Genomic DNA, 23,151 nt, shown 5'->3' on the forward strand with positions numbered 1-23,151 from the left:
AATCCCCAGCCAAACACCTTTCAGCCTCCACCCGCCAATCAGCCTTAAGGATTCTCGACCAACGGCCGAAAACCTGACTGATACCCCATATGGCCGCTTGCCAGCTCTGGGGACATGATGCAACCTTGCCAGATGCGCCGCCGCCCCAGGCCGCGTCACCTCTTCAAGCGAGTCTTCGATGAAAAGCCAACCCGATGCCGCCAGCCGTGTGGCGGCCGAGGTCGTTACGCAGCTTCCCGTGCCTTCGCGGCTCGGCATGCTGCGTTTCGAAAGGCTGAACGAAGCCAGCTGGGCCATGCTCTACCTCGACCCCGCCTGCGAACGCCAGTTCGCCCTGCCGGCGGCCGAGCTCTGTGCACTGATAGGCTCGCCCTACGCCAGCCTGATGGAGCCCGAGGCGCGCTATGCCCTGCACGACGACATCCAGCAACAACTGGGCCGTCGCGGTTACTACCGGGTACGCTACACCCTGCATGCCCAGGCCGGTGCGCTGCGCCTGCTGGAAACCGGTGAGGTCTACAAGCAGCACAACCGCCAGCTGCTGCGCGGCTACCTGATGGTGCTCGACGATCAGGCACACGGCGCCACCGACCCGACTGCCGACGAGCTGGAATCGCGCAACAACCGCCTGCAGTTGGCCTTGCAGCTCAACCAGCATGCCCAGCAGGAGCAACTCGAGCACCTCGAACGGGTACGCAGCCAGCAAGACCTGATCCTGCGCCTCGCCCGCCAGCGCTACAGTGCCGAAAACTCGCTGCAGGAAGCCGCCGAGCTGATTACCCGCAGCGCCTGCGAGATCTACAAAGTCGACAGTGCCAGCATCTGGCACCTCGAAGGTCAGCGCCTGGAGCCGATCAGTGCCTGGCTGCGCGACGAGCAAGGGTACCGCCTGCCAGCACCGGTCGACGCCAGCCGCTTTCCCGACTACCTCGAAGCCCTGCACACCAGCCGCGCCATCGACGCACACAACGCCAGCCAAGACCCGCGGACCCGCGCATTGGTAGCCACCCTCTCGGTTGCCGACAACGCCATGCTCGACGCCAGCATCCGCGTCGATGGCCAGGTGGTGGGTGTGCTATGCCTGGAGCAAACCGGAACACCCAGGGCCTGGCAGTCCGACGAGATCGCCTTCGCCGGTGAGTTGGCCGACCAGTTCGCCCAGGTCATCACCAACCACAACCGACGTACCGCGGCCAGCGCCCTGCACCTGTTCCAACGCGCGGTGGAACAAAGCGCCAGCGCCTTCCTGCTGGTCAACCGCGACGGCATGGTCGAGTACGTCAACCCAAGCTTCACGGCCATCACCCAATACAGCACCGAGGAGGTTCAAGGCCGGCACTTGGGCGAGCTACCGGCATTGGAGAACCTCAGCGAACTGCTGTTCGACTCGCCGTCGAGCCTGGCCATGGGCAACAGCTGGCAAGGCGAGTTCAAGAGCCGACGCAAGAACCTCGAACCCTACTGGGGTCAACTATCGATCTCCAAGGTGTACGGCGATAACCGCGAGTTGACCCACTACATCGGCATCTACGAGGACATCACCCAGTCCAAGTTGGCCCAACAGCGCATCGAACGCCTGGCCTACACCGACAACCTGACCAACCTGGGCAACCGCCCAGCGTTCATCCGCAGCCTCGACGAGCGCTTCACCCATGTCAGCGACAGCCCGATCTGCCTGCTGCTGGTGGACATCGACAATTTCAAGCGGATCAACGACAGCCTTGGCCACCAAACCGGCGACAAGTTGCTGGTGAGCCTGGCCCGGCGCCTGCGCAACAGCCTCAACGCCGACGGCATGCTGGCCCGCTTCGCCAGTAACGAGTTCGCCGTACTGCTCGACAACACCAGCCTGGAAGACGGCCAAGGGGTCGCCCAGCAGCTGTTGCACACCCTCGACAAACCGATGTTCGTCGACAATCAGCTGATCAACGTCACCGCCTCGGTGGGCCTGGCTTGTGCGCCGCTGCACGGCAGCGATCCGACCACGCTGATGAAGAACGCCGGCCTGGCACTGCACAAGGCCAAGGCCAACGGCAAGCATCAGGTACAGGTGTTCACCGAGGTCCTCAACGCCGAGGCCAGCTACAAACTGTTCGTCGAGAACAACCTGCGCCGCGCGCTGACCCAGAACGAACTGGAAGTGTTCTACCAGCCCAAGCTGTGTCTGCGCAGCGGTCGCCTGCTCGGCCTGGAGGCGCTGCTGCGCTGGAATCACCCAGAACGCGGCATGATCCGCCCCGACCAGTTCATCAGCGTGGCCGAGGAAACCGGCCTGATCATTCCTATCGGCAAATGGGTGGTGCGCCAGGCCTGCTGCATGAGCCAACAGCTACGCCAGGCCGGTATGGGCAGTCTGCATGTCGCCATCAATCTGTCGCCCAAGCAGTTCTCCGACCCCGATCTGGTCGCCTCGATCGGCAGTATCCTGAAGGAAGAAGCCCTGCCTCCACACTTGCTGGAACTGGAACTGACCGAAGGGCTGCTGCTGGAAGCCAGCGAGGACACCCACCGCCAGCTCGACGAGCTCAAGGCCCTGGGCCTGAACCTGGCGATGGACGATTTCGGCACCGGCTACTCGTCGCTGAGCTACCTGAAGAAATTCCCGATCGACATCATCAAGATCGACCGCAGCTTCATCAACGAGATCCCCGATAACCAGGACGACATGGAAATCACCTCGGCAGTGGTGGCCATGGCCCACAACCTCAAGCTCAAGGTGGTGGCCGAGGGTATCGAGACGCCGGAACAGCTGGCGTTCCTTCGCAGGCATCGCTGCGACGTCGGCCAAGGCTATCTGTTCGACCGGCCGATCCCGGGGCGTGAGCTCGAAGCACGACTCAAGCGCTATCCGCGCGGTCCAATGGCCTGACAGCGGCGTAAAGCTCGGGCACTATAGAACCCATTCGGGCCCTTTCGCGGCCAGGCCGCTCCTACAAGATTCGATGGTGATCCTGTGGGAGCGGGCTCGCCCGCGAAGAGGCCAGCACCTATCCAACTGAATAGACACAGAGGAACGGCCATGGTCCTGCGTTCTGAAATCCTGGTGAACAAAAACGTCATGCCTACCGCCGAGCAAGCCCTGCCCGGTCGCGAAACCCCGATGGCCCTGCCGGAGTTCCACTATGTGTTCAAGGACACGCCGCTGCTCGGCCCGTTCTTCGAAGGCAACATCGACTTCGCCATCTTCGGCCTCGGCTGCTTCTGGGGCGCCGAGCGCCGTTTCTGGGAGCGTGAAGGCGTGGTCAGCACCGTGGTCGGCTATGCCGGCGGCTTCACCCCCCATCCCACCTACGAAGAAGTCTGCTCGGGCCTGACCGGCCACACCGAGGTGGTGTTGGTGGTGTTCGACAAGGACAAGGTCAGCTACCGCGAGCTGCTGGCGATGTTCTGGGAGCTGCACAACCCCACCCAGGGTATGCGCCAGGGCAACGACGTCGGCACCCAGTACCGCTCGGCCATCTACTGCACCAGCCCTGAACAGCTGGAGCAAGCCAAGGCCAGCCGCGATGCCTTCCAGGCCGAACTGAGCAAGGCCGGCTTCGGCGAGATCACCACCGAAATCGACCAGGCGCCGACCGTGTACTTCGCCGAGGCCTACCACCAGCAGTACCTGGCCAAGAACCCGCAGGGCTACTGCGGCATCGGCGGCACCGGCGTGTGCCTGCCGCCCAGCCTGCAAGGCAACTGACCCATGAGCACGATGACCCTGTTCCATTCGCCGCTGTCTCCCTTCGTGCGCAAAGTCATGGTCGTCTTGCACGAGACCGGCCAGCTCGAACGCGTCACGCTGCAAGCGGTGAACGTCAGCCCCGTGAGCGGCGACGATCAACTCAACCAGGGCAACCCGATCGGCAAGATCCCTGCCCTGCGCCTGGCCGATGGCACGGTCCTGCACGACAGCCGGGTGATCTGCGAATACCTCGACCTGCAGCATGTCGGCGAACCGCTGCTGCCGCGCGAGGGATCGGCTCGCTGGCGGCGCATGACACTGGCCTCCCAGGCCGATGCGATCATGGATGCCGCGGTATCCAGTCGCTACGAGAGCTTCCTGCGGCCCGAGGACAAGCGCTGGGACGGCTGGCTCGAGGCGCAAGCCGGGAAGATCCGCCGCAGCCTGGCCAACCTGGAGCAGGAGCACCTGGCCGAACTGGCTTGCGGCTTCGATCTCGCGGCGATCGGCGTGGCTTGTGCGTTGGGGTATCTCGACCTGCGCCAGCCGGCGTTCGGTTGGCGGGAGCGGCAGCCTGGGTTGGCGGCTTGGTATGCCGAGGTGGCCAAGCGGCCCTCGATGGCTGCCACGGCACCGGTGGCCTGACCGCCCTCTTCGCGGGACAAGCCCGCTCCCACAGACACAGCGCAGTACCTGTGGGAACGGGCTTGCCCCGCGAATGGGCTGCACAGCAGCCCCAGGCCTCAACGCGGCATTACAGGAAACAACTGCCTGATTCTGCGGGCCAACCAGCGCCCAACCTCTCTATCCTCCCTCATGCCGCCCTCCCCACCCGCGCCCAGTCCAGCCGCCGGGTCAGCACCATGAACACCCCCAACAGGCCAAAGCACAGCAGCGAGCCCATGAGCAGTGCGTAGTCCTCAGCACTGAGCAAGCCATAGAGCATCGCGTACAACGCCGCCAGCCCCGCCGCGAACCCCACGCCCCGCCCCAGGCTGCGCAATACGTGGCTCAGGTAGAAACCGATCAGCAGCACGCAGGCCGACGCCGACAGCCCATAGGCCGGCCCAAAGCCAATGTGCTCGGACAGCGACAGCAACAGCAGGTAGAAGAACGCCAGGGCCACACCGACCAGAATGTACTGCACCGGATGCACGCTCAGGCCCTTGAGTACCTCGAAGAGGAAAAAGCCGGCAAAGGTCAGGGCTATGAACAGCAGGGCGTACTTGATCGCCCGTTCACTCTTCAGGTACTGGTCGACCGGATCGACGAAGCTCACGCCGAAGGTACGCTCGCTGAAGTCCGCGCATTGGCCGCCAATGGCGCACTGGCGCAGGGCATCTTCGAGGTTGGTGGCGAAGAACGAGGTCTGCCAGTGCGCCGTGAAACCTTGCTCGTCGATGTCGCGGCGGCTAGGCAGGTAGCTGCCGATGAAGCTCGGGTGCGGCCAGTTGGCATGCATGTCGACGCTGCTGGTGCGCCCCACCGGCAAGACGTGCAACTGCCCGGTACCCTGCAAGGCCAGATCGAATCCATAGGTGAATGCCTGGGCCTGCTGACCATCGAGTTGCGCCAGGGGTACATGCACGCCGCTGCGCAGCCAGTCCAGGCCGGTGCCCGCCTCGAACGGCACGCGCCGATCGTCGACGCTCAGTTCCAGGGCACTTTCGATGCCGCGGATATCGGTGATGCCGACCACCAGGAACGGTTTGTCGAAGCGATAGTCGTCGTAGTCCTTCTCGATGCCCCAACGCGCCGGTAGCTTGAAGCTGCCAGACAGACGCCCCTTGGCGTGGAACAGACGCGCCTGGTAGATGCTTCGGGCGCGCAGCTCGGTGTCCACACCCAGGTCGGCATCGAAGGTTTCCGGCAGGAAGTACAGGTGCCCGGCGACGGTGCTGGTCTCCTCCACGCTCTGGCCGTCCTTTTCGATCCAGCGGCGCTGGAACTTGCGGTACGGCACCACCAGGAGCGGGCCGTTGATCTGCTGGTCATAGCTGGCGCTCTGGGCGATATCGTGCAGCACGCCGTCACGCAGTTGCTGGCGTTCGTCGATCAGGCCGCTGATCATCAGCAGGGGGATGAGCAGCAGCACGATCAGCAAGGCGATGGTGCCGAGCTTGAAACTCAGGGTCTTGTTCATGGGGCCTCCTATGGCAGTGGGCGCAGTGTCTGCGCCTTGCATGGAGGCTTCAGGGAGACTGTGTGGAGATTGTGTGTTTTTGCCGCTGCTGCGCGCTCAGCTGATGCGCCGGGCCGGCAGCCACAGCCGCACCCTTACCCCGCCGTCGACGTTCTCTACTTCCAACGCCCCGCCATGCAGCTGCATCACCTCGGCCACGAAGTTCAGGCCCAAGCCGGTGCTCTTGCGCCCGCTGCCTGGCCGCGGCAGCGAGTAGAACCGCTCGCTGACCCGCTCCAGGGCATAGTCCGGAATCGCCTCACCTTGGTTGAACAGGCTCAACGCCACGCGCTCGCCCTGGCGCTCCAATTCGAACAGCAGTGCGCCCCCGGGCGGGGTGAAATCCAGGGCGTTATCGAGCAGATTGGCCAATGCCTGACGCATCAAGAACGGGTCACACCACAGCCGCAGTTGCACCGGTACCCGCTGGCGAACCTGCAGGTGACCGGCCTCGATGCGCGGTGCATGGGCAAGCAGCATCTCGTCGACCAGGGGTGCCAGCGCCACCAACTGTTCATCCTCAAGCGCCTGCATCTGCTCGACCCGAGCCAGATTGAGCAGCCGTTCGATCATCTGTTGCAAGCGCTCGCTTTCCCGTTCGATGTTGCCGGCAAAGCGCGCCCGCTGCTCATCCGGCATATCGCCCTGGAGCAGCTCGGAGGCGCCGCGGATCGCCGCCAACGGGCTTTTCAGCTCGTGGGTCAGGGTATGCACGTAGCGCTCCACGTAGGCCTTGCCTTCGAGCTGCGTACGCATGCGTTCCACGGCGTTGGCCAGGTGCGCCAGTTCACCGCCCTTGTAGTGCGGCAAGGCCGCGCGCTGACCTTCGCTGACCGCCTGGGCATAGCGGGCCAAGCGCCGCAGCGAGCGGGCCAGCCACCAGGACAGTGCCGCGCCGATCACCAGCCCCAGGCCGATCAGGCTCAGCCCCAGGATCAGCAAGCGTCGCTCGGAGCGGTCGATATAGGGCTGCAATGAGCTGTTGGGTTTGGCCACGGTCACCACGCCGATGATCTTGCCGGCATCGACGATCGGCGCGGCGACATGCATGACAGACGTGCTCTCGTCGTCCGCCACGCTGCGTGTGGAGCGCGCGCCGTACTGGCCACGCAGGGTCAGGTAGACGTCGTTCCATTGCGAATAGTCCTTGCCCAGGTCCTGCCCAGTGGAGTCGAGCAGCACGATGCCCTTGGCATCGGTGACGTAGATGCGGTGACTCACCGCCGCCTTCTCCAAGCCCCAGATCTGCGCACCGGGGCTGCGCAGCCCATAAGCCTTGAGCACCTCCGGCAAGCGACTTTGGCCGAGGGTGCCGGCCTTGACCTCGTCATGGAGGATTTCCGCCAGCAGGTTGGCGGTATCGACCAGAGTTTCCTCGGAGGACTGACGGACCACCGGTCGGATCTGCTCACGCACGGTATTGAGCAAAAAATAGCCGGCCAGACCCACGAACAGGAAGTACACCAGGAAGATCCGGATGCCCAGGCGCATCAGGCGTGGTCCGGACTATAGCTGTAGCCGAGGCCACGATGGGTCTGGATTGGCTCGGCGTCGCTGACCACCTGGCGCAGTTTGGCGCGCAGGCTCTTGATGTGGCTGTCGATGGTGCGCTCGTAGCCGACGTCGGAGGCCACACCCAAGGCGTCGAGCAGTTGTTCGCGGCTGAATACCCGCTGCGGCTGCTCAAGCAGGCATTGCAGCAGGCGGAACTCGTGGCGGGTCAGGGGAAGTGGCTGGCCACGGTAGGTGATCTGCATCCGCAAGGTGTCGAGGTGGAACAACGTGGCCTCGCTGGCAGGCTCGGCCCTGGGGGCCATACGCTTGAGAATCGCACGTACCCGCGCCGCCACTTCGCGAGGGCTGAACGGCTTGACCACATAGTCGTCGGCACCGATCTCCAGGCCCACCACACGATCGATCTCGCCATCGCGGGCACTGAGAAACATCACCGGCACCTCACTGAAACGGCGTAGCTGGCGACAGGTTTCAAAGCCCGTCATGTCGGGCAGACCGATGTCGAGGATGATCAGGTCGGCGGGGCACTTGCGCTGCTGGTCGAGGGCGGCGCTGCCCAGGGTCACCCAGGCGGTGCTGTGGCCATCGGCCTGCAGGGCGTAGACCAGGGTGTCGGCGATGGCGGCTTCGTCTTCGACGATGAGGATATGGGGCATGATGAGCGGCAAGCCTCAAGCTGCAAGCTTCAAGTAAAAGCGGATCGCGTGAACTTACACCGATCCGCTTGTGCTTGCAGCTTGCCGCTTACGTCTTAGCAATCCGGCTTGCCTGCGGTGAATCGCTTGGCCGGGTTTACCGCCGCCTTGAATTCGCGCAGTGCCTTGGCACCGACCAGCAAGGGGTAGTTGAAGTGGCTGCGGTCCACCAAGTTCACTTCGACGGTGCGCTTCACATCGCCCAGGCACAGCTCCAGGTCGACCACCGGTCGCTTGGAAAGCTCGGGGGCATCGCCTTCCTCCTCTTCGTCGACTCGGTTCTTGATCTTGCTGATACGCGACAGCTTGTGTTCGTACACCTTGTCATCGGCATCCTTGGTGGCCAGCCGGAACCGCACCCATTCCTCGCCATCGCGGGTGAACAGCTCGATGTCCTTGGCCGACAACGAGGCCGTGTAGGCACCGGTGTCCATCTTGGCCTTGAGGGTTTCACCGATTTCCGGCAGACCGATGTATTCGTAACGTCCGTAGAGGGTGGGCTCGGCTGCCACGGCAGGCAGGGCCAAGAGTGACAACAGGACAAGCAGTGATTTCACGGGCAGGCTTCCTTGATCGGGGACAGTGCTTAGACTGTGAAGAGCGATACAGTTCGGTGTAACCAGAGTATTCAACATAATGTGAAACATTTGTCCTACCGCCGAGACAATGGACATTTGGCGTAGCCCACCGGGCTGCTTATCATTGCCGACCGCTTACGTCCTACAACAAGAGTCTTCTTATGCGTCGCCTGCTGATTGGCATTCTTACGACCACCCTGCTACTGCTCAACACCTTGGTGTTGATCGGTCCGCTACTGGTGTTCGCCCTGCTCAAACTGGTCTTGCCAGGCCGTGGGCGTGACTATGCCTCTTGGGGGGTGATGTGGATCGCCGAAACCTGGTCGGAGATCGACAAACTGATCTTCGCCCTGTGCATTCCCACCCAGTGGGATATCCGCGGTGTCGAGAAGCTGCGCCAGGACACGTCTTATCTGGCGGTGAGCAACCACCAGACCTGGGTCGACATTCCTGCGCTGATCGAAAGCCTCAACCGCCGTACACCGTTCTTCAAGTTCTTCCTGAAAAGGGAGCTGATCTGGGTGCCGTTGCTGGGCCTGGCCTGGTGGGGGTTGGATTACCCGTTCATGAAGCGCTACAGCAAGGCCTTCCTGGAAAAGCACCCGGAGCTCAAGGGCAAGGACCTGGAAATCACCAAGGCCGCCTGCGAGTTGTTCAAGCGCCAGCCGGTGACCGTGGTCAACTACCTGGAAGGCACACGCTTCACCGAGGCCAAGCGCCAGGAGCAACAGTCGCCCTATCGCCATCTGCTCAAGCCCAAAGCCGGCGGGGTGGCGTTCGTGCTGGCGGCATTGGGCGAACAGCTCGATGCACTGCTGGACGTGACCATCGTCTATCCGGGCAACAAGGCGCCCGGGTTCTGGGACCTGCTCAATGGCAGCATCAGTCGGGTGATTATCGACATTCGCGTGCGGGAACTGGACCCGGCGCTATGGGCTGGGGACTACGAGAACGACCCGGTTTTCCGCCAGACCGTGCAGGACTGGGTGAACCAGTTGTGGGTCGAGAAGGACCAGCGGATCGAGCAGTTGCGGGTGGAGATGGGCTGATATCTTCTTGCTCCTCACCGGCCTCTTCGCGGGCAAGCCCGCTCCCACAGAATCACCACCGTCTTCGAGCTCGGTGGAGTTCCTGTGCGGGCTTGCCCGCGAAGAGGCCGGCACAGGCTTGCGCATAATCCCGATTAAAACCCAGGCTAATAATCGAAATAAGGATTACTTTTTTGTCATCCCCCACCTAAGTGGATAAAAATCGATCTAATCACAACTAGAAAAACGCCAGGATCGATCGATGGCCAATCCACCTTGCTCCCCCAACGCGCAACTGCGCCGTGTCCTGGGCCTACCCGCCCTGGTGTTCTTCGGCCTGGTCTATATGGTCCCCCTGACCATCTTCACCACCTACGGCATCGTCACCGAGCTTACCGGTGGTCGCACTGCCGGCGCCTATCTGGTCACGCTGCTGGCCATGCTGTTCACCGCCGCTTCCTACAGCTTCATGGTCAAGCGCTTTCCGGTGGCCGGTTCGGCATACTCCTACACCAACCTGGCCTTCGGCCCAAATGTCGGTTTTCTCGCCGGCTGGTCGCTGCTGCTGGATTACCTGTTCCTGCCAATGATCAACTACTTGCTCATCGGTCTGTTCCTCAACATCGCCTTCCCTGCCATTCCGGCGTGGTCGATCGCCCTGGCCTCGATTGCCCTGGTCACCGTGCTCAACGTGGTGGGCATTCATTCGGTGGCCAAGACCAGCAACTTGATCGTCGGCGCGCAGATCGTGTTCATCGCGGTGTTCGTCGCGCTTTCCTGCAAATCCCTGGCTGGCCAGCCGCTCGACCTGCTGTCGCCGCTGCTAGGTGACGGTACACAACCCGGCTTCGGCCCGCTGATGGCCGGCGCTGCGGTGCTGTGCCTGTCGTTCCTCGGATTCGATGCCGTCTCTACCCTGGCCGAAGAGTGCCGCGACGCACGCCGCGACGTACCCCGGGCGATCATCCTCACCACGCTGTTTGCCGGTGTGCTGTTCACCGTGCTGGCCTATGTCAGCCAACTGGTTTTGCCGGGCAGCAGCTTCGCCAACGCCGATGCTGCGGCCAATGAAGTGATGCTCAAGGCGGGTGGGCAATTCCTGTCCAACTTCTTCACCGCCGCCTATGTCGCCGGCAGCCTGGGTTCGGCACTGGCCTCCCAGGCAGCGGTGTCGCGCATTTTGTTCACCATGGGCCGCGATAACGTGTTGCCACGACGCAGCTTCGGTTACCTGTCGCCACGCTTCGGCACACCGGTGTTCGCCATCGCGCTGGTATCGGCATTCTCGCTGTTGGCGTTGGTGATCGACCTGGCGACCCTCGCCTCGCTGATCAGTTTTGGCGCCCTGGTGGCGTTCTCGGCGGTGAACCTGGCAGTGGTGAAGACCCACTTGATCGACAGCAACGCTGCGCGCACGCCCAAGGCGCTGCTGTGCTACGGCGTGGTACCGCTGGTGGGATTGGCACTGACCCTGTGGCTGTGGACCAGCCTGTCGGCGCTGACGTTGGTGATTGGCTTGTGCTGGTTTGCCTTGGGGTTGGCGTACCTGGCGGTACTGACTGCCGGCTTCCGTCGACCGGTGCGGCTGGTGGACTTCACCGAAGCTGCCTAAGCATCACTATCAAAGGCCGGCGCGGTTTCTGTAGGAGCGGGCTTGCCCCGCGATCACGGGCGAAGCCCGTGCCAGCCACCGCGCCGCCCGCTCCCACAGCGCCCTCCACCTACCTTCAGACCGAAGGTTGGGTCAGCGGCGCCGGAGTCGCCCACAAACTCCCCAGGTTCTGCAACAACGACCCGGCAATACCCTGCTGCCCCAGGTACTGCAGAATCAACGGGGCGAACTGCCCGATCATGCCGGTATCCATGCCCAGTGCCTTGAAGGCGTTATCCAGATCGCTGCGGTTTTCCACGTCGTTGCCCAAGGCCTTGCTCAAGGCCGATTGGCTTTCGCTGTCGTTGCCCAGCAACTCGCCCAAGCCGCTCAATCCCCTCAGCGCATTGGCGCCGGACAGCAGATCGAGCCCCGGTACGGCCTTGGTCAGCTGACCATAGTCCTCGCCACTGAGGTTATTGCGCGCCAGCCCTAACATCGCTCCAGCCCCGCCCACGGCCTGTTCGGGGGTGATGTTCAGTTCGCTGCCAAGGGTATTGAGCAGATTGGCCTGCGCCTCGGGCGCCTGCACCTGGCCCTGCTGTTTCTGCGTCTGCATGGCAGACACGGCGTTGGCAGCGTCGCTCAGGTTGAAGGCGAACACCGGGCTTGCGGCCAAGGTCATCAGGGTTGCCAGGGTAAATGCTTTCATCGGGAGGGACCTCGTCGGCCGGGATGGCCTGGGAAACGAGGCTTTCGACTGAGGCTTCAGGGGTTTGTTCCAGGCCGGCCATCGGCCTGTTTTCGGCTCACCAGAAAGCACAACGCCCCCGAACCGGGGGCGTTGCATTCGACCTTAGGCCGCACCCCACATCTTGTGCGGGTCAATCACGAATTTCTTCGGCACACCTGCATCGAACTCACCATAACCTTCCGGCGCTTGATCCAGGTTGATCACCTGCACGCCCACCACTTCGGCGATATTGATGCGATCCCACATGATCGCCTGCATCAGCTGGCGGTTGTACTTCATGGTCGGGGTCTGGCCGGTGTGGAAGCTGTGCGATTTGGCCCAGCCCAGGCCGAAGCGGATGCTCAGTGCGCCGATCTTGGCAGCAGCGTCCACCGCGCCCGGGTCTTCGGTCACGTACAGGCCCGGGATACCGATGTTGCCGGCGACGCGGGTCACTTGCATCAGCGAGTTCAGCACGGTAGCCGGGGCTTCGTGCTTGGCACCTTCGTGGCCATGACCACGGGCCTCGAAGCCTACGGCGTCGACAGCGCAGTCCACTTCAGGCTCGCCGAGGATGTCGACGATCTGCTCGTGCAGCGGGGTGTCCAGGGACAGGTCGACCACTTCGAAGCCCTGGGACTTGGCATGCGCCAGGCGAGCTGGGTTGAGGTCACCGACGATCACGCAGGCAGCGCCCAGCAGGCGCGCCGAGGCAGCGGCAGCCAAGCCGACCGGACCGGCACCGGCGACGTAGACGGTGCTGCCTGGGCCAACGCCAGCGGTGACGGCGCCGTGGTAGCCGGTCGGCAGAATGTCGGACAGGCAGGTCAGGTCACGGATCTTCTCCATGGCCTTGTCACGCTCCGGCAGCTTCAGCAGGTTGAAGTCGGCGTACGGCACCAGCACGTACTCGGCTTGGCCGCCGGTCCAGTCGCCCATATCGACGTAGCCGTAGGCACCCCCGGCGCGAGCCGGGTTGACGGTGAGGCAGACGCCGGTATGCATTTCTTTGCACGAACGGCAGCGGCCACAGGCGACGTTGAACGGTACCGACACCAGGTCGCCGATCTGCATGCGCTCGACATCGCGACCTTTCTCGACGATTTCACCGGTGATTTCATGGCCCAGGACCAGGCCGACCTGGGCAGTGGTGCGGCCACGGACCATGTGCTGGTCGGAGCCGCAGATGTTGGTGGAGACCACCTTGAGGATCACGCCGTGCTCGATCTTCTTGCCACGTGGGTCCTGCATTTTCGGGTAGTCGATCTTCTGCACCTCGACCTTGCCGGCGCCGAGATATACCACTCCACGATTGCCAGACATTGCTCTTACCTCGCTTGGTTTTTATTTATGCAGCGGTGGTTGAACGCGCCACCATCCTTGGGCGGCATGTGTTTCTGGAATGCAGGAATTGTGGGCCTGATGGCGCTTGTCGCAGTGACTGGAAGCGACAGGGAGATGCCTTTTTACGGCAGGTAAAAATGTGTCGGCCCCTTCGCGGGCAAGCCCGCTCCCACAGGTTTAACCGCCATGTTCGAAACGGCGGTGAAACCTGTGGGAGCGGGCTTGTCCCGCGAAAGGGCCAGTATAGGCGTTAGAGAACGACCGTCCGGTTGGCGTTGAGGAACACCCGCCGCTCGATGTGATACCCCACCGCGCGCGCCAGGGTCAGGCACTCGATGTCGCGACCCTTGGCGATCAGGTCTTCCGGATAATGACTGTGGTCCACGACCTCGACGCCCTGGGCGATGATCGGCCCCTCGTCGAGGTCGTTGTTGATGTAGTGAGCCGTGGCCCCGACCATCTTCACACCCTTGTTGTAGGCCTGGTGATAGGGCTTGGCGCCCTTGAACCCGGGCAACAGCGAGTGATGGATGTTGATCGCCCAACCGTCCAGGCGCCGGCACAGCTCAGGCGACAACACTTGCATGTAACGGGCAAGGATCACCAGTTCGGCGCCGGTCTCCTCGATCACCTGGAGCACCTTGCGCTCCTGCGCCGGTTTGTCCTTCGGATCGAGGGCGAAGTGGTAGTAGGGAATCTTGTGCCACTGCGCCAGCGGCTCCAGATCCGGGTGGTTGGACACCACCGCGACCACGTCCATGCTCAGTTGACCGATGCGCTGGCGATACAGCAGGTCGTTCAGGCAGTGATCGGCCTTCGACACCATGATCACCACCTTGGGGCGGTGATTCGGGGCGGTCAGCTCGAAGGTCATGCCGAACGCGTCGCTACGCTCGGCGAGGCCAGCCCGGAAGGCCGCCTCGTCGAAATCGTCCGGCTGGCGGAACTCCACGCGAATGAAGAAGCGCCCCGACAACCGGTCGTCGAAGGAGTGGTGCTCGGTGACGTAGCAGCGTTGCTCGAAGAGGTAACGCGTCACCACGTCGACAGTGCCGAGCATGCTCGGGCAGTCGGCGGTGAGAATCCAGGTATCCGGTGCCCGACTCATGTTCGTTCTCCTCAGGCCTCGATGCTCAGGCCGTACTCGGCGGAAGCGTCCTGCAGCCACAGCCACCAGTAATCGGCGAAGCTGCGACGGATCACCAGCTCCCAAGTGTCTTCGGCAGTGCGGCGGATCACCAGTTGCGACTTGGCGAACACGGTGCCGACGGCCTTGCCCACCGGGAAGTTGTTCGGGTGCACGTCATAGCTGGTGGATTTCATCAGCACGTCGCGTACGTTCGGCCCGCGCAGTTCCAGCAGGCTCTGCCCGCCGCTGACGTTGACCACCTGGATGTGCTGGCCTTCGAGAGCCGCACGCAGTTTTTGCTCGACCGCGACTTCCTGGCCACCAGGGACGATCAGCAGCCACTCGTCGGGACCGACCCATTGCAGCGACATTTCGGCGTTGGCGACCACGGTCAGGGCCACCGGCAGCTCCAGGCCCAGGGCCTTGTGCACGCCTGCGGCGAATTCCGGGTCGTGGCCGTCGCCACGCAGGGTCAAGTGGCCGAGGAACTTGCGTTCACGCAGGGTCACGCCTGCGTTCTTGCGACCTTTGCCAACCAGGCTGGCCAGGTCGGCGTGGTGCAGCGGCGACTGGGCCTTGGCTTCGGCACCGGGGTTTTGCTGGAAGACGTTGATAGCGCTCATTTCTTACCTGCCTTGAATTCGGGTGGGAGCGGGCTTGTCCCGCGAAGAGGGCGTTGAATTCGCCATCGCATTCGCGGGACAAGCCCGCTCCCACAGGGTTTGCATTCCAACGGGACCGATCTATGGGCCTTAAACGTTCTGCCGCTCACCCTTCGGATCGAAGAACACCGAAGACACGATTTCCGCCTCGATCACGCTGCCATCGGCCTGCGGCGAGTAGACCCGCTCGCCCATGCGCTTGAGGCCGCCCTTGACCACACCCATGGCGAACGAATAGCCCAGGGAGTTGGCCGCGTAGCTGGAGGTGACGTGGCCGACCATGTCCATCGGGATCGGCTGCTTCGGATCGAAGACCAGTTGGGCGCCTTCCGGCAGCCATTTGGTCGGATCCACAGGCTTGAGGCCTACCAGCTGCTTGCGGTTCTCGCGCACACAGTCTTCGCGGTTCATGCCACGCAGGCCAATCCACGAGAATGGCTTGTTGCGACCGACGCACCAGCTCATGTTCAGGTCGTCCGGCGTCATCGAACCGTCGGTGTCCTGACCGACGATGATGAAGCCCTTCTCTGCGCGCAGCACGTGCATGGTCTCGGTGCCGTACGGGGTCAGGTTGTACTTCTTGCCGGCCTCGATGATCTGTTCCAGCACGCCCATGGCGTAGTTGGCCTGGACGTTGATTTCGTAAGACAGCTCACCGGTGAACGAGATTCGGAACACACGGGCCGGCACGCCACCGACGTTGCCTTCCTTCCAGGTCATGAATGGGAAGGCTTCTTTGTCCATGTCGATGTCGGTCAGCTCGCTCAGCAGCTTGCGGCTGTTCGGGCCGGACAGGGTCATGGTCGCCCAGTGGTCGGTGACCGAGGTGAAGTACACCTTCATCTCCGGCCATTCGGTCTGGTGGTACAGCTCCAGCCACTGCAGCACACGTGCAGCGCCGCCGGTGGTGGTGGTCATGATGAAGTGATTGTCGCCGACGCAGGCGGTCACGCCGTCGTCGAAGACCATGCCGTCTTCCTTGCACATCAGGCCGTAGCGGGCCTTGCCCACGTCGAGCTTGGTCCAGGCATTGGTGTAGATGCGGTTGAGGAACTCGCGGGCATCCGGACCCTGGATGTCGATCTTGCCCAGGGTCGAGGCGTCCAGGAAGCCCACGCTGTCACGCACGGCCTTGCATTCACGGGCAACGGCAGCATGGATGTCTTCGCCGGCTTTCGGGAAGTACCACGGACGTTTCCACTGACCGACGTCTTCGAACTCGGCGCCGTTCTTCACGTGCCAGGCATGCAGGGCGGTGAAGCGCACGGGCTCGAACAGGTGGCCACAGTGACGACCCGCTACCGCGCCGAAGGTCACCGGCGTGTAGTTGGGGCGGAACATGGTGGTGCCCATTTCCGGAATGGTGATGCCGATCGAGCGGGCGGCGATGGCCAGGCCGTTGATATTGCCCAGCTTGCCCTGGTCGGTACCGAAGCCCAGCGCGGTATAGCGCTTGACGTGCTCGACCGATTCGAAGCCTTCGCGGGTGGCCAGTTCGATGGCGGCAGCGGTGACGTCGTTCTGTTGGTCGACGAACTGCTTGGGCGCACGGGCGGTGCCTTTGTCGTGCGGCACCTGGAACAGCGCCACAGTGGCCTCTTCCTTGCGGGCAACGGTTTTCGGCAGGGTGCCGACGCTGGCCTTGAAACCGGCTTCGGTGGCTGCACGGGCGCCGCCTTCGAAACCATCGGCAATCACGTCGCCCAAGGCGTACACGCCATTGACGCCGCCTACGCACTCACGTTTTTGCGGAGCATCGCCCGGCACGAAGCCAAGGATGTCTTCCCGCCATACCGGGCGACCGCCCAGGTGCGAGGCAAGGTGGACGATCGGGCTGTAACCACCGGAGGTGGCGATCAGGTCGCAGTCGAGGGTTTCGCCTGGGCTGGTGACGGTGTGCGCCTGCACATCGATGGCGGCCACACGGGCGCCGGTGACGTGCTTGCTGCCTTTGGCCTCGATCACAGCGCTGGAAGTGAGGATGCGAATGCCCTTGGCACGGGCCTCCTCGACCAGCGAACCGCGCGGATTGTGGCGGGCGTCAGCGATGGCGACCACTTGCAGGCCGGCGTCGTGCCAGTCCAATGCGGCGCGGTAGGCATGGTCGTTGTTGGTCGACAGCACCAGTTTGCGGCCCGGCGCCACGCCGTAGCGGCGCACGTAGGTGGACACGGCACCGGCCAGCATGTTGCCCGGCACGTCGTTGTTGCCGTAGACCAGCGGACGCTCGTGGGCGCCAGCGGCCAGCACCACGCGCTTGGCACGTACGCGGTGTACACGGTGGCGGACCTGGCCGATCGGTGCGCGGTCGCCGAGGTGGTCGGTGAGACGCTCGTGGATGGTCAGGAAGTTATGGTCGTGGTAGCCGTTGACCGTGGCACGGGGCAGCAGGGTCACTTCCGGCAGGCTTTCCAGCTCTTTGACCACGGCGTTGACCCAATCGGTCGCAGGCTTGCCGTCGAGGGTCTCACGGGTGTCGAGCAGGCTGCCGCCGAACTCTTCCTGTTCGTCGGCCAGGATCACACGGGCACCGCTACGGGCGGCCGACAGTGCAGCAGCCAGGCCGGCAGGGCCAGCACCGACGATCAGCACGTCGCAGTGCTGGTTCATGTAGTCGTAGCTGTCCGGGTCGTTCTGCAGCGGCGCACGGCCAAGGCCTGCCGCCTTACGGATGTACTTCTCGTAAGTCATCCAGAACGATTTCGGGTACATGAAGGTTTTGTAGTAGAAGCCCGGCGGCATCATGCTGCCACCGACCTTGCCGAGGATGCCCATGACGTCGTTGTTGACGTTCGGCCAGCCGTTGGTGCTGGTGGCGACCAGGCCTGCGTAAAGCGCCTGCTGAGTGGCACGCACGTTGGGGATCTGGGTGGCTTCGCTGGAGCCGATCTGCAGGATGGCATTCGGCTCTTCGGTACCGGCAGCGATGATGCCGCGTGGACGCGAGTACTTGAAGCTACGGCCAACGATGTCGACGCCGTTGGCCAGCAATGCGGCGGCCAGGCTGTCACCGGCATAGCCCTGGTAGCTCTTGCCGTTGAAGGTGAAGTTCAGGACCTTGCTGCGGTCGATACGGCCGCCGCTGGCGAGGCGATAGGTCTGGCTCATACTTTTTCCCCTTGGCCTTTGACGGTCGACGGTGCGCTGCTGGACTTGCCGCCTGCGGTCACCTGCGGCTTCTCGCCAATCTTGTAGGTTTCCAGAATTTCGTAGGTCACGGTGTCACGGGTGACGTTGAAGTACTGACGGCAGCCGGCGACGTGGTCCCACAGTTCGTGGTGAATACCGCGCGGGTTGTCGCGGAAGAACATGTAGGTGCCCCACTCCTCGTCGGAGCAGGCATTAGGGTCCAGCGGGCGGGCGATGTGGGCCTGGCCAGAGGCGTGGAACTCTTCTTCGGAGCGCAGCTCGCCGCAATGGGGACAGAAAATTTGCAACATGACAGTGTCTCCGGTTAGTGGGCGACGGCAGCGGCGCCGTGTTCGTCGATCAGCGCGCCGTTGTAGAAACGGTCGATGGAGAAAGGCGCGGCCAGCGGGTGCATCTCGCCCTTGGCCAGGCTCGCCGCGAAGACGTTGCCCGAGCCTGGGGTAGCCTTGAAGCCACCAGTACCCCAGCCGCAGTTGAAGAACATGTTCTTGACCGGCGTCTTGGAAATGATCGGGCAGGCGTCCGGGGTGGTGTCGACGATGCCGCCCCACTGACGGTTCATGCGTACGCGCGACAGGTTCGGGAACATCTCGACGATCGCCTGCAGGGTGTGCTCGATGACCGGGTAGGAACCCCGTTGGCCGTAGCCGACCCAGCTGTCGATACCGGCACCGATCACCAGGTCGCCCTTGTCGGACTGGCTGATGTAACCGTGTACGGCGTTGGACATGATCACGCTGTCGATGATCGGCTTGATCGGCTCGGACACCAGGGCTTGCAGCGGGTGCGATTCCAGCGGCAGGCGGAAGCCAGCCAGCTTGGCCATGTGCCCGGAGTTACCGGCGGTGACCACGCCGACGCGCTTGGCACCGATGAAGCCCTTGTTGGTTTCGACACCGATGACCGCGCCGTTTTCCTTGCGGAAGCCGATCACTTCGGTCTGCTGGATCAGGTCGACACCCAGGGCGTCGGCAGCACGGGCGAAGCCCCAGGCCACGGCGTCGTGACGGGCTACGCCGCCGCGGCGCTGGACGGTGGCGCCGAGGATCGGATAACGGGTGTTCTTCGAGCAGTCCAGGTAGGGGATCTCGGCCGCGACCTGAGCGGTGTTGAGCAGCTCGCCATCGACGCCGTTGAGGCGGTTGGCGGAGACTCGGCGTTCGGAGTCACGCATGTCTTGCAAGGTGTGGCACAGGTTGTAGACGCCACGCTGGGAGAACATCACGTTGTAGTTGAGGTCCTGGGACAGGCCTTCCCACAATTTCATGGCGTGCTCGTACAGGTGCGCCGACTCGTCCCACAGGTAGTTGGAACGCACGATGGTGGTGTTACGGGCGGTGTTGCCGCCGCCCAGGTAACCCTTCTCGATCACCGCGACGTTGGTGATGCCGTGCTCCTTGGCCAGGTAGTAGGCCGTGGCCAGGCCATGACCGCCACCACCGACGATGACCACGTCGTAGACCTTCTTAGGGGTCGGCGTGCGCCACATGCGCTGCCAGTTCTCGTGGTGGCTGAGGGAGTGTTTGAAGAGGCCGAAGCCCGAATAGCGTTGCATTGTCGTTTACTCCACTCAGCGGTAAACAGGGAAGTCTGCGCACAGTGCGGCGACGTTCTTCGCCACATCGGCTTCGACGTCGGCGTCACCGAGGTTGTCGAGGATGTCGCAGATCCAGCCGGCCAGGGCCACGCACTGGGCGACCTTGAAACCACGGGTGGTAACGGCTGGCGTACCGATACGCAGACCAGAGGTGACGAACGGCGACTGCGGATCGTTCGGCACGGCGTTCTTGTTGACGGTGATGTGCGCGCGGCCCAGGGCGGCGTCGGCATCTTTGCCGGTCAGGCCCTGACGGATCAGGCTGACCAGGAACAGGTGGTTGTCAGTGCCACCGGAGACCACGTCGTAGCCACGGTCGACGAACACCTGGGCCATGGCCTGGGCATTTTCGATGACCTGCTGCTGATAGGCCTTGAACTCAGGCTCCAGCGCTTCCTTGAAGCACACCGCCTTGGCGGCGATCACGTGCATCAGCGGGCCGCCCTGGGCGCCAGGGAACACCGCGGCGTTGAGCTTTTTCTCGATCTCTTCGTTGGCCTTGGCCAGGATCAGGCCGCCACGTGGGCCGCGCAGGGTCTTGTGGGTGGTGGTGGTGACGACGTCGGCGAACGGGATCGGGTTCGGGTACAGGCCAGCGGCGACCAGGCCGGCAACGTGGGCCATGTCGACGAACAGCAGCGCACCGACCTTGTCGGCGATGGCGCGGAAGCGTGGGAAGTCGAGGGTCTTGGAGTAGGCCGAGAAGCCAGCGACGATCATCTTCGGCTTGTGCTCGACAGCCAGACGCTCGACTTCATCGTAGTCGATCAGGCCGGTATTGGTGTCGATACCGTATTGAACGGCGTTGTACAGTTTGCCCGAGGACGACACCTTGGCGCCGTGGGTGAGGTGGCCACCGTGGGCCAGGCTCATGCCCAGGATGGTGTCGCCGGCCTGCAGCAGGGCCAGGTAGACGGCGCCGTTGGCCGAGGAGCCGGAGTGCGGCTGGACGTTGGCGTAGTCGGCGCCGAACAACTGCTTGGCACGCTCGATGGCCAGCGCCTCGACCTTGTCGACGTGCTCGCAACCGCCATAGTAGCGCTTGCCTGGGTAGCCTTCGGCGTACTTGTTGGTCAGGCCGCTGCCCTGGGCCTGCATCACGCGCTTGCTGGTGTAGTTTTCCGAGGCGATCAGTTCGATGTGATCTTCCTGACGCTGTTCTTCGGCATTCATCGCCGCCAGCAGTGCATCGTCGTAACCCTGGATCTGGTCTTGCTTGCTGAACATCGTGTATCTCCCGGCAGCGATCGTTTTTTGTCGTGGGGCACTGTGGCCCTTTGTGGCGATGGTATGACTGGCCGGGGTGGGTCAGATGCCTGCGCACGCCTTGCAATGGCGCGTTTACGACATTCGTTGCGGTGTTGGCTTCTTCGCGGGCAAGCCCGCTCCCACAGGCCCCTACTGATCTCGAAATCAGTGGTGTACCTGTGGGAGCGGGCTTGCCCGCGAAGAGGCCGGCACAGATCCACAGCTTGTATAGGCAACCGCCGAATCGATGGTTTAGAGTGCGGTTCTGCGTCGTATAAAGGACCGCCGTGATGACCGACAACAACCAACAATTCGCCAGCGACAACTATTCCGGTATCTGCCCGGAAGCCTGGGCGGCCATGGAAAAGGCCAACCACGGCCATGAGCGCGCCTATGGCGAGGACCAGTGGACCGAGCGTGCTGCCGAGTACTTCCGGCAATTGTTCGAAACCGACTGCGAGGTGTTCTTCGCCTTCAACGGTACCGCCGCCAACTCGCTGGCCCTGGCCTCGCTGTGCCAGAGCTATCACAGCGTGATCTGTTCCGAGACGGCCCACGTCGAAACCGACGAATGCGGCGCGCCGGAGTTCTTCTCCAACGGCTCGAAACTGCTCACCGCCGCCAGCACCCACGGTAAGTTGACGCCGCAATCGATCCGCGAAGTAGCGCTCAAACGTCAGGACATCCACTACCCCAAGCCACGTGTTGTGACCCTCACCCAGGCTACCGAAGTGGGGACCGTGTACCGTCCCGACGAGCTCAAGGCGATCAGCGCCACCTGCAAGGATCTGGGCTTGAACCTGCACATGGACGGCGCTCGGTTCAGCAATGCCTGCTCCTTCCTTGGCTGCACTCCGGCGGAGCTGACCTGGAAGTCGGGCGTCGATGTGCTGTGCTTCGGAGGCACCAAGAACGGCATGGCGGTGGGCGAGGCAATCCTGTTCTTCAACCGCTCCCTGGCCGAGGATTTCGACTATCGCTGCAAACAGGCAGGACAACTGGCGTCGAAGATGCGCTTTCTATCGGCGCCTTGGGTCGGCCTGCTCGAAGGCGACGCCTGGTTGCGCCATGCCGCGCATGCCAACCACTGCGCGCAACTGCTGGCGTCGTTGGTGAAAGGCTTGCCCGGGGTCGAGCTGATGTTCCCGGTGGAAGCCAACGGGGTGTTCCTGCAAATGCCGGAGGCCGCCTTGGACGCATTGCGCGGCAAGGGTTGGCGCTTCTATACCTTCATCGGTAGCGGCGGTGCGCGGTTCATGTGCTCGTGGGATACCCAAGAGGCACGGGTGCGGGAGCTGGCGGCGGATATCCGCAGCATCCTCGGCACCTGAAAGTTTGCCGGGGGCGCTATGCGCTCCCGGCTATCGATCAGGACTCGGCGATGGTCCGAACGATGGCGTCTACCGTGGCATCGATCTGAGCCTGGGTACGCTCGAGGGTCTGCTGGTGTTCCTTCTGCAGCTCCACCTGTTTCGAACACAGGTTCAGGGCCGCCAGCACCAACAACTTGTCGCCAATCAGCGTCGGATACTGACGCTTGGTTTCAGCCAGGGCGGTGTTGAGCATCCGCACCGCCTGCGCCAGGGTTTCCTCCTGACCTTCAGGCGCCTTGATCGAATAGTCGCTGCCCAGGATCGACACGACATTGATCGGCTGCGCTTGCAGTCTCATGCGCCGACGACGCCTGCACTGGCGCGCTCGACCAGCGCCTGGATACGCGCGGCGGTGGCACCGTGCTTCTCTTCCTGCTCCATCAACGACAGCTGCAGGTTTTCGTTTTCTTCCTTGGCCTGGGCCAGTTCCTGGCCGAGGGCGGTGTTCTGCTCGGTGAGTTGAGCGTTCTTGTGCATCAGGTCGCTGACCAGTTGCTCGAGTTGATTCAGGGAGGCTTCCAACATGGGGGCAGGTCTCGGTTGTTGCAAAGGGCGCACACGATAAAGAAAAGCGCGAACCCCCGCCATTAAATATCGGATTCTCAAGGCAAAAGCCTGCGCAGATTGACAGGCTCAACGCCACCTTGTTCCGACCT

The 23,151-nt window shown here is 63.1% G+C and carries 20 protein-coding genes; 6 read left to right on the forward strand and 14 right to left on the reverse strand.

Going from position 1 to position 23,151, the window contains the following annotated elements:
• Window positions 1-178: 178 nt before the first annotated feature.
• The 3 genes from E2H86_RS10455 (at window position 179) to E2H86_RS10465 (ending at window position 4,315) form a co-directional block, all read left to right on the forward strand.
• Window positions 179-2,869, forward strand: coding sequence for a sensor domain-containing phosphodiesterase (locus E2H86_RS10455; RefSeq protein WP_133327414.1), 2,691 nt, complete (start codon window positions 179-181; stop codon window positions 2,867-2,869).
• Window positions 2,870-3,019: 150 nt separating this feature from the next.
• Window positions 3,020-3,688, forward strand: a complete 669-nt coding sequence (gene msrA / locus E2H86_RS10460) for a peptide-methionine (S)-S-oxide reductase MsrA (RefSeq protein WP_133327416.1) — start codon at window positions 3,020-3,022, stop codon at window positions 3,686-3,688.
• Window positions 3,689-3,691: 3 nt separating this feature from the next.
• Window positions 3,692-4,315, forward strand: coding sequence for a glutathione S-transferase (locus E2H86_RS10465; RefSeq protein WP_133327418.1), 624 nt, complete (start codon window positions 3,692-3,694; stop codon window positions 4,313-4,315).
• A gap of 169 nt (window positions 4,316-4,484) precedes the next feature.
• On the opposite strand, the gene creD is transcribed toward E2H86_RS10465, so the two are convergent.
• From creD to rloA2, 4 genes are all read right to left on the reverse strand, one after another.
• Window positions 4,485-5,813: a cell envelope integrity protein CreD gene (gene creD, locus E2H86_RS10470; protein WP_133327420.1), complete on the reverse strand. Its 1,329-nt coding sequence runs from the start codon at window positions 5,811-5,813 to the stop codon at window positions 4,485-4,487.
• Between the two features lie 96 nt (window positions 5,814-5,909).
• A complete protein-coding gene (gene creC, locus E2H86_RS10475) occupies window positions 5,910-7,343 on the reverse strand; it encodes a two-component system sensor histidine kinase CreC (RefSeq protein ID WP_133327422.1) in 1,434 nt (477 codons plus the stop codon).
• Window positions 7,343-8,023 (reverse strand): two-component system response regulator CreB, encoded by a 681-nt coding sequence (gene creB / locus E2H86_RS10480; RefSeq protein WP_133327424.1) that lies wholly within the window; start codon window positions 8,021-8,023, stop codon window positions 7,343-7,345. Before creB ends, creC begins: the two co-directional genes overlap by 1 nt.
• A 95-nt stretch (window positions 8,024-8,118) precedes the next feature.
• Window positions 8,119-8,619, reverse strand: a complete 501-nt coding sequence (gene rloA2 / locus E2H86_RS10485) for a retropepsin-like aspartic peptidase RloA2 (RefSeq protein WP_133327426.1) — start codon at window positions 8,617-8,619, stop codon at window positions 8,119-8,121.
• Window positions 8,620-8,801: 182 nt separating this feature from the next.
• On the opposite strand from rloA2, the gene E2H86_RS10490 reads away from it, so the two are divergent.
• Window positions 8,802-9,689 (forward strand): acyltransferase, encoded by an 888-nt coding sequence (locus tag E2H86_RS10490; RefSeq protein ID WP_133327428.1) that lies wholly within the window; start codon window positions 8,802-8,804, stop codon window positions 9,687-9,689.
• A 241-nt stretch (window positions 9,690-9,930) separates the two neighbouring features.
• Window positions 9,931-11,280 carry an APC family permease gene (locus E2H86_RS10495; protein WP_133327430.1) on the forward strand — a complete coding sequence of 450 codons (1,350 nt, stop codon included), beginning with the start codon at window positions 9,931-9,933 and terminating at the stop codon, window positions 11,278-11,280.
• A gap of 115 nt (window positions 11,281-11,395) precedes the next feature.
• On the opposite strand, the gene E2H86_RS10500 is transcribed toward E2H86_RS10495, so the two are convergent.
• From E2H86_RS10500 to E2H86_RS10535, 8 genes are all read right to left on the reverse strand, one after another.
• Entirely contained in the window at window positions 11,396-11,971 is a 576-nt protein-coding gene (locus tag E2H86_RS10500) for a DUF2780 domain-containing protein (protein ID WP_133327432.1), read from the reverse strand.
• Between the two features lie 144 nt (window positions 11,972-12,115).
• The gene (fdhA, locus tag E2H86_RS10505; RefSeq protein WP_133327434.1) at window positions 12,116-13,315 is read right to left on the reverse strand and encodes a formaldehyde dehydrogenase, glutathione-independent; all 1,200 of its coding nucleotides are present in this window, start codon (window positions 13,313-13,315) and stop codon (window positions 12,116-12,118) included.
• A 271-nt stretch (window positions 13,316-13,586) separates the two neighbouring features.
• Window positions 13,587-14,444 (reverse strand): formyltetrahydrofolate deformylase, encoded by an 858-nt coding sequence (purU, locus tag E2H86_RS10510; protein ID WP_133327436.1) that lies wholly within the window; start codon window positions 14,442-14,444, stop codon window positions 13,587-13,589.
• 11 nt (window positions 14,445-14,455) lie between these two features.
• Window positions 14,456-15,088 carry a sarcosine oxidase subunit gamma gene (locus E2H86_RS10515; RefSeq protein WP_133327438.1) on the reverse strand — a complete coding sequence of 211 codons (633 nt, stop codon included), beginning with the start codon at window positions 15,086-15,088 and terminating at the stop codon, window positions 14,456-14,458.
• A gap of 129 nt (window positions 15,089-15,217) precedes the next feature.
• Window positions 15,218-18,235 carry a sarcosine oxidase subunit alpha gene (locus E2H86_RS10520; RefSeq protein ID WP_133327440.1) on the reverse strand — a complete coding sequence of 1,006 codons (3,018 nt, stop codon included), beginning with the start codon at window positions 18,233-18,235 and terminating at the stop codon, window positions 15,218-15,220.
• A complete protein-coding gene (locus tag E2H86_RS10525; protein ID WP_133327442.1) occupies window positions 18,232-18,567 on the reverse strand; it encodes a sarcosine oxidase subunit delta in 336 nt (111 codons plus the stop codon). The genes E2H86_RS10520 and E2H86_RS10525 overlap by 4 nt, the downstream gene beginning before the upstream one ends.
• Window positions 18,568-18,581: 14 nt before the next feature.
• On the reverse strand, window positions 18,582-19,832 hold the full coding sequence (locus E2H86_RS10530; RefSeq protein WP_133327444.1) for a sarcosine oxidase subunit beta family protein: 1,251 nt from the start codon (window positions 19,830-19,832) through the stop codon (window positions 18,582-18,584).
• Between the two features lie 15 nt (window positions 19,833-19,847).
• A complete protein-coding gene (locus E2H86_RS10535) occupies window positions 19,848-21,101 on the reverse strand; it encodes a serine hydroxymethyltransferase (protein WP_051095439.1) in 1,254 nt (417 codons plus the stop codon).
• A gap of 311 nt (window positions 21,102-21,412) precedes the next feature.
• Between E2H86_RS10535 and E2H86_RS10540 the strand changes: the two genes are divergently transcribed.
• The gene (locus tag E2H86_RS10540) at window positions 21,413-22,453 is read left to right on the forward strand and encodes a threonine aldolase family protein (protein WP_133327446.1); all 1,041 of its coding nucleotides are present in this window, start codon (window positions 21,413-21,415) and stop codon (window positions 22,451-22,453) included.
• A gap of 37 nt (window positions 22,454-22,490) precedes the next feature.
• On the opposite strand, the gene E2H86_RS10545 is transcribed toward E2H86_RS10540, so the two are convergent.
• Together E2H86_RS10545 and E2H86_RS10550 are read right to left on the reverse strand one after the other, a co-directional pair.
• On the reverse strand, window positions 22,491-22,793 hold the full coding sequence (locus E2H86_RS10545; RefSeq protein ID WP_133327448.1) for a cell division protein ZapA: 303 nt from the start codon (window positions 22,791-22,793) through the stop codon (window positions 22,491-22,493).
• Window positions 22,790-23,020: a hypothetical protein gene (locus E2H86_RS10550; protein ID WP_133327450.1), complete on the reverse strand. Its 231-nt coding sequence runs from the start codon at window positions 23,018-23,020 to the stop codon at window positions 22,790-22,792. Before E2H86_RS10550 ends, E2H86_RS10545 begins: the two co-directional genes overlap by 4 nt.
• Between the last annotated feature and the right edge of the window lie 131 nt (window positions 23,021-23,151).

Origin of the sequence: Pseudomonas putida (assembly GCF_004357765.1) — a bacterium.
In the GTDB taxonomy this organism is placed as follows: Bacteria; Pseudomonadota; Gammaproteobacteria; order Pseudomonadales; family Pseudomonadaceae; genus Aquipseudomonas; species Aquipseudomonas putida_U.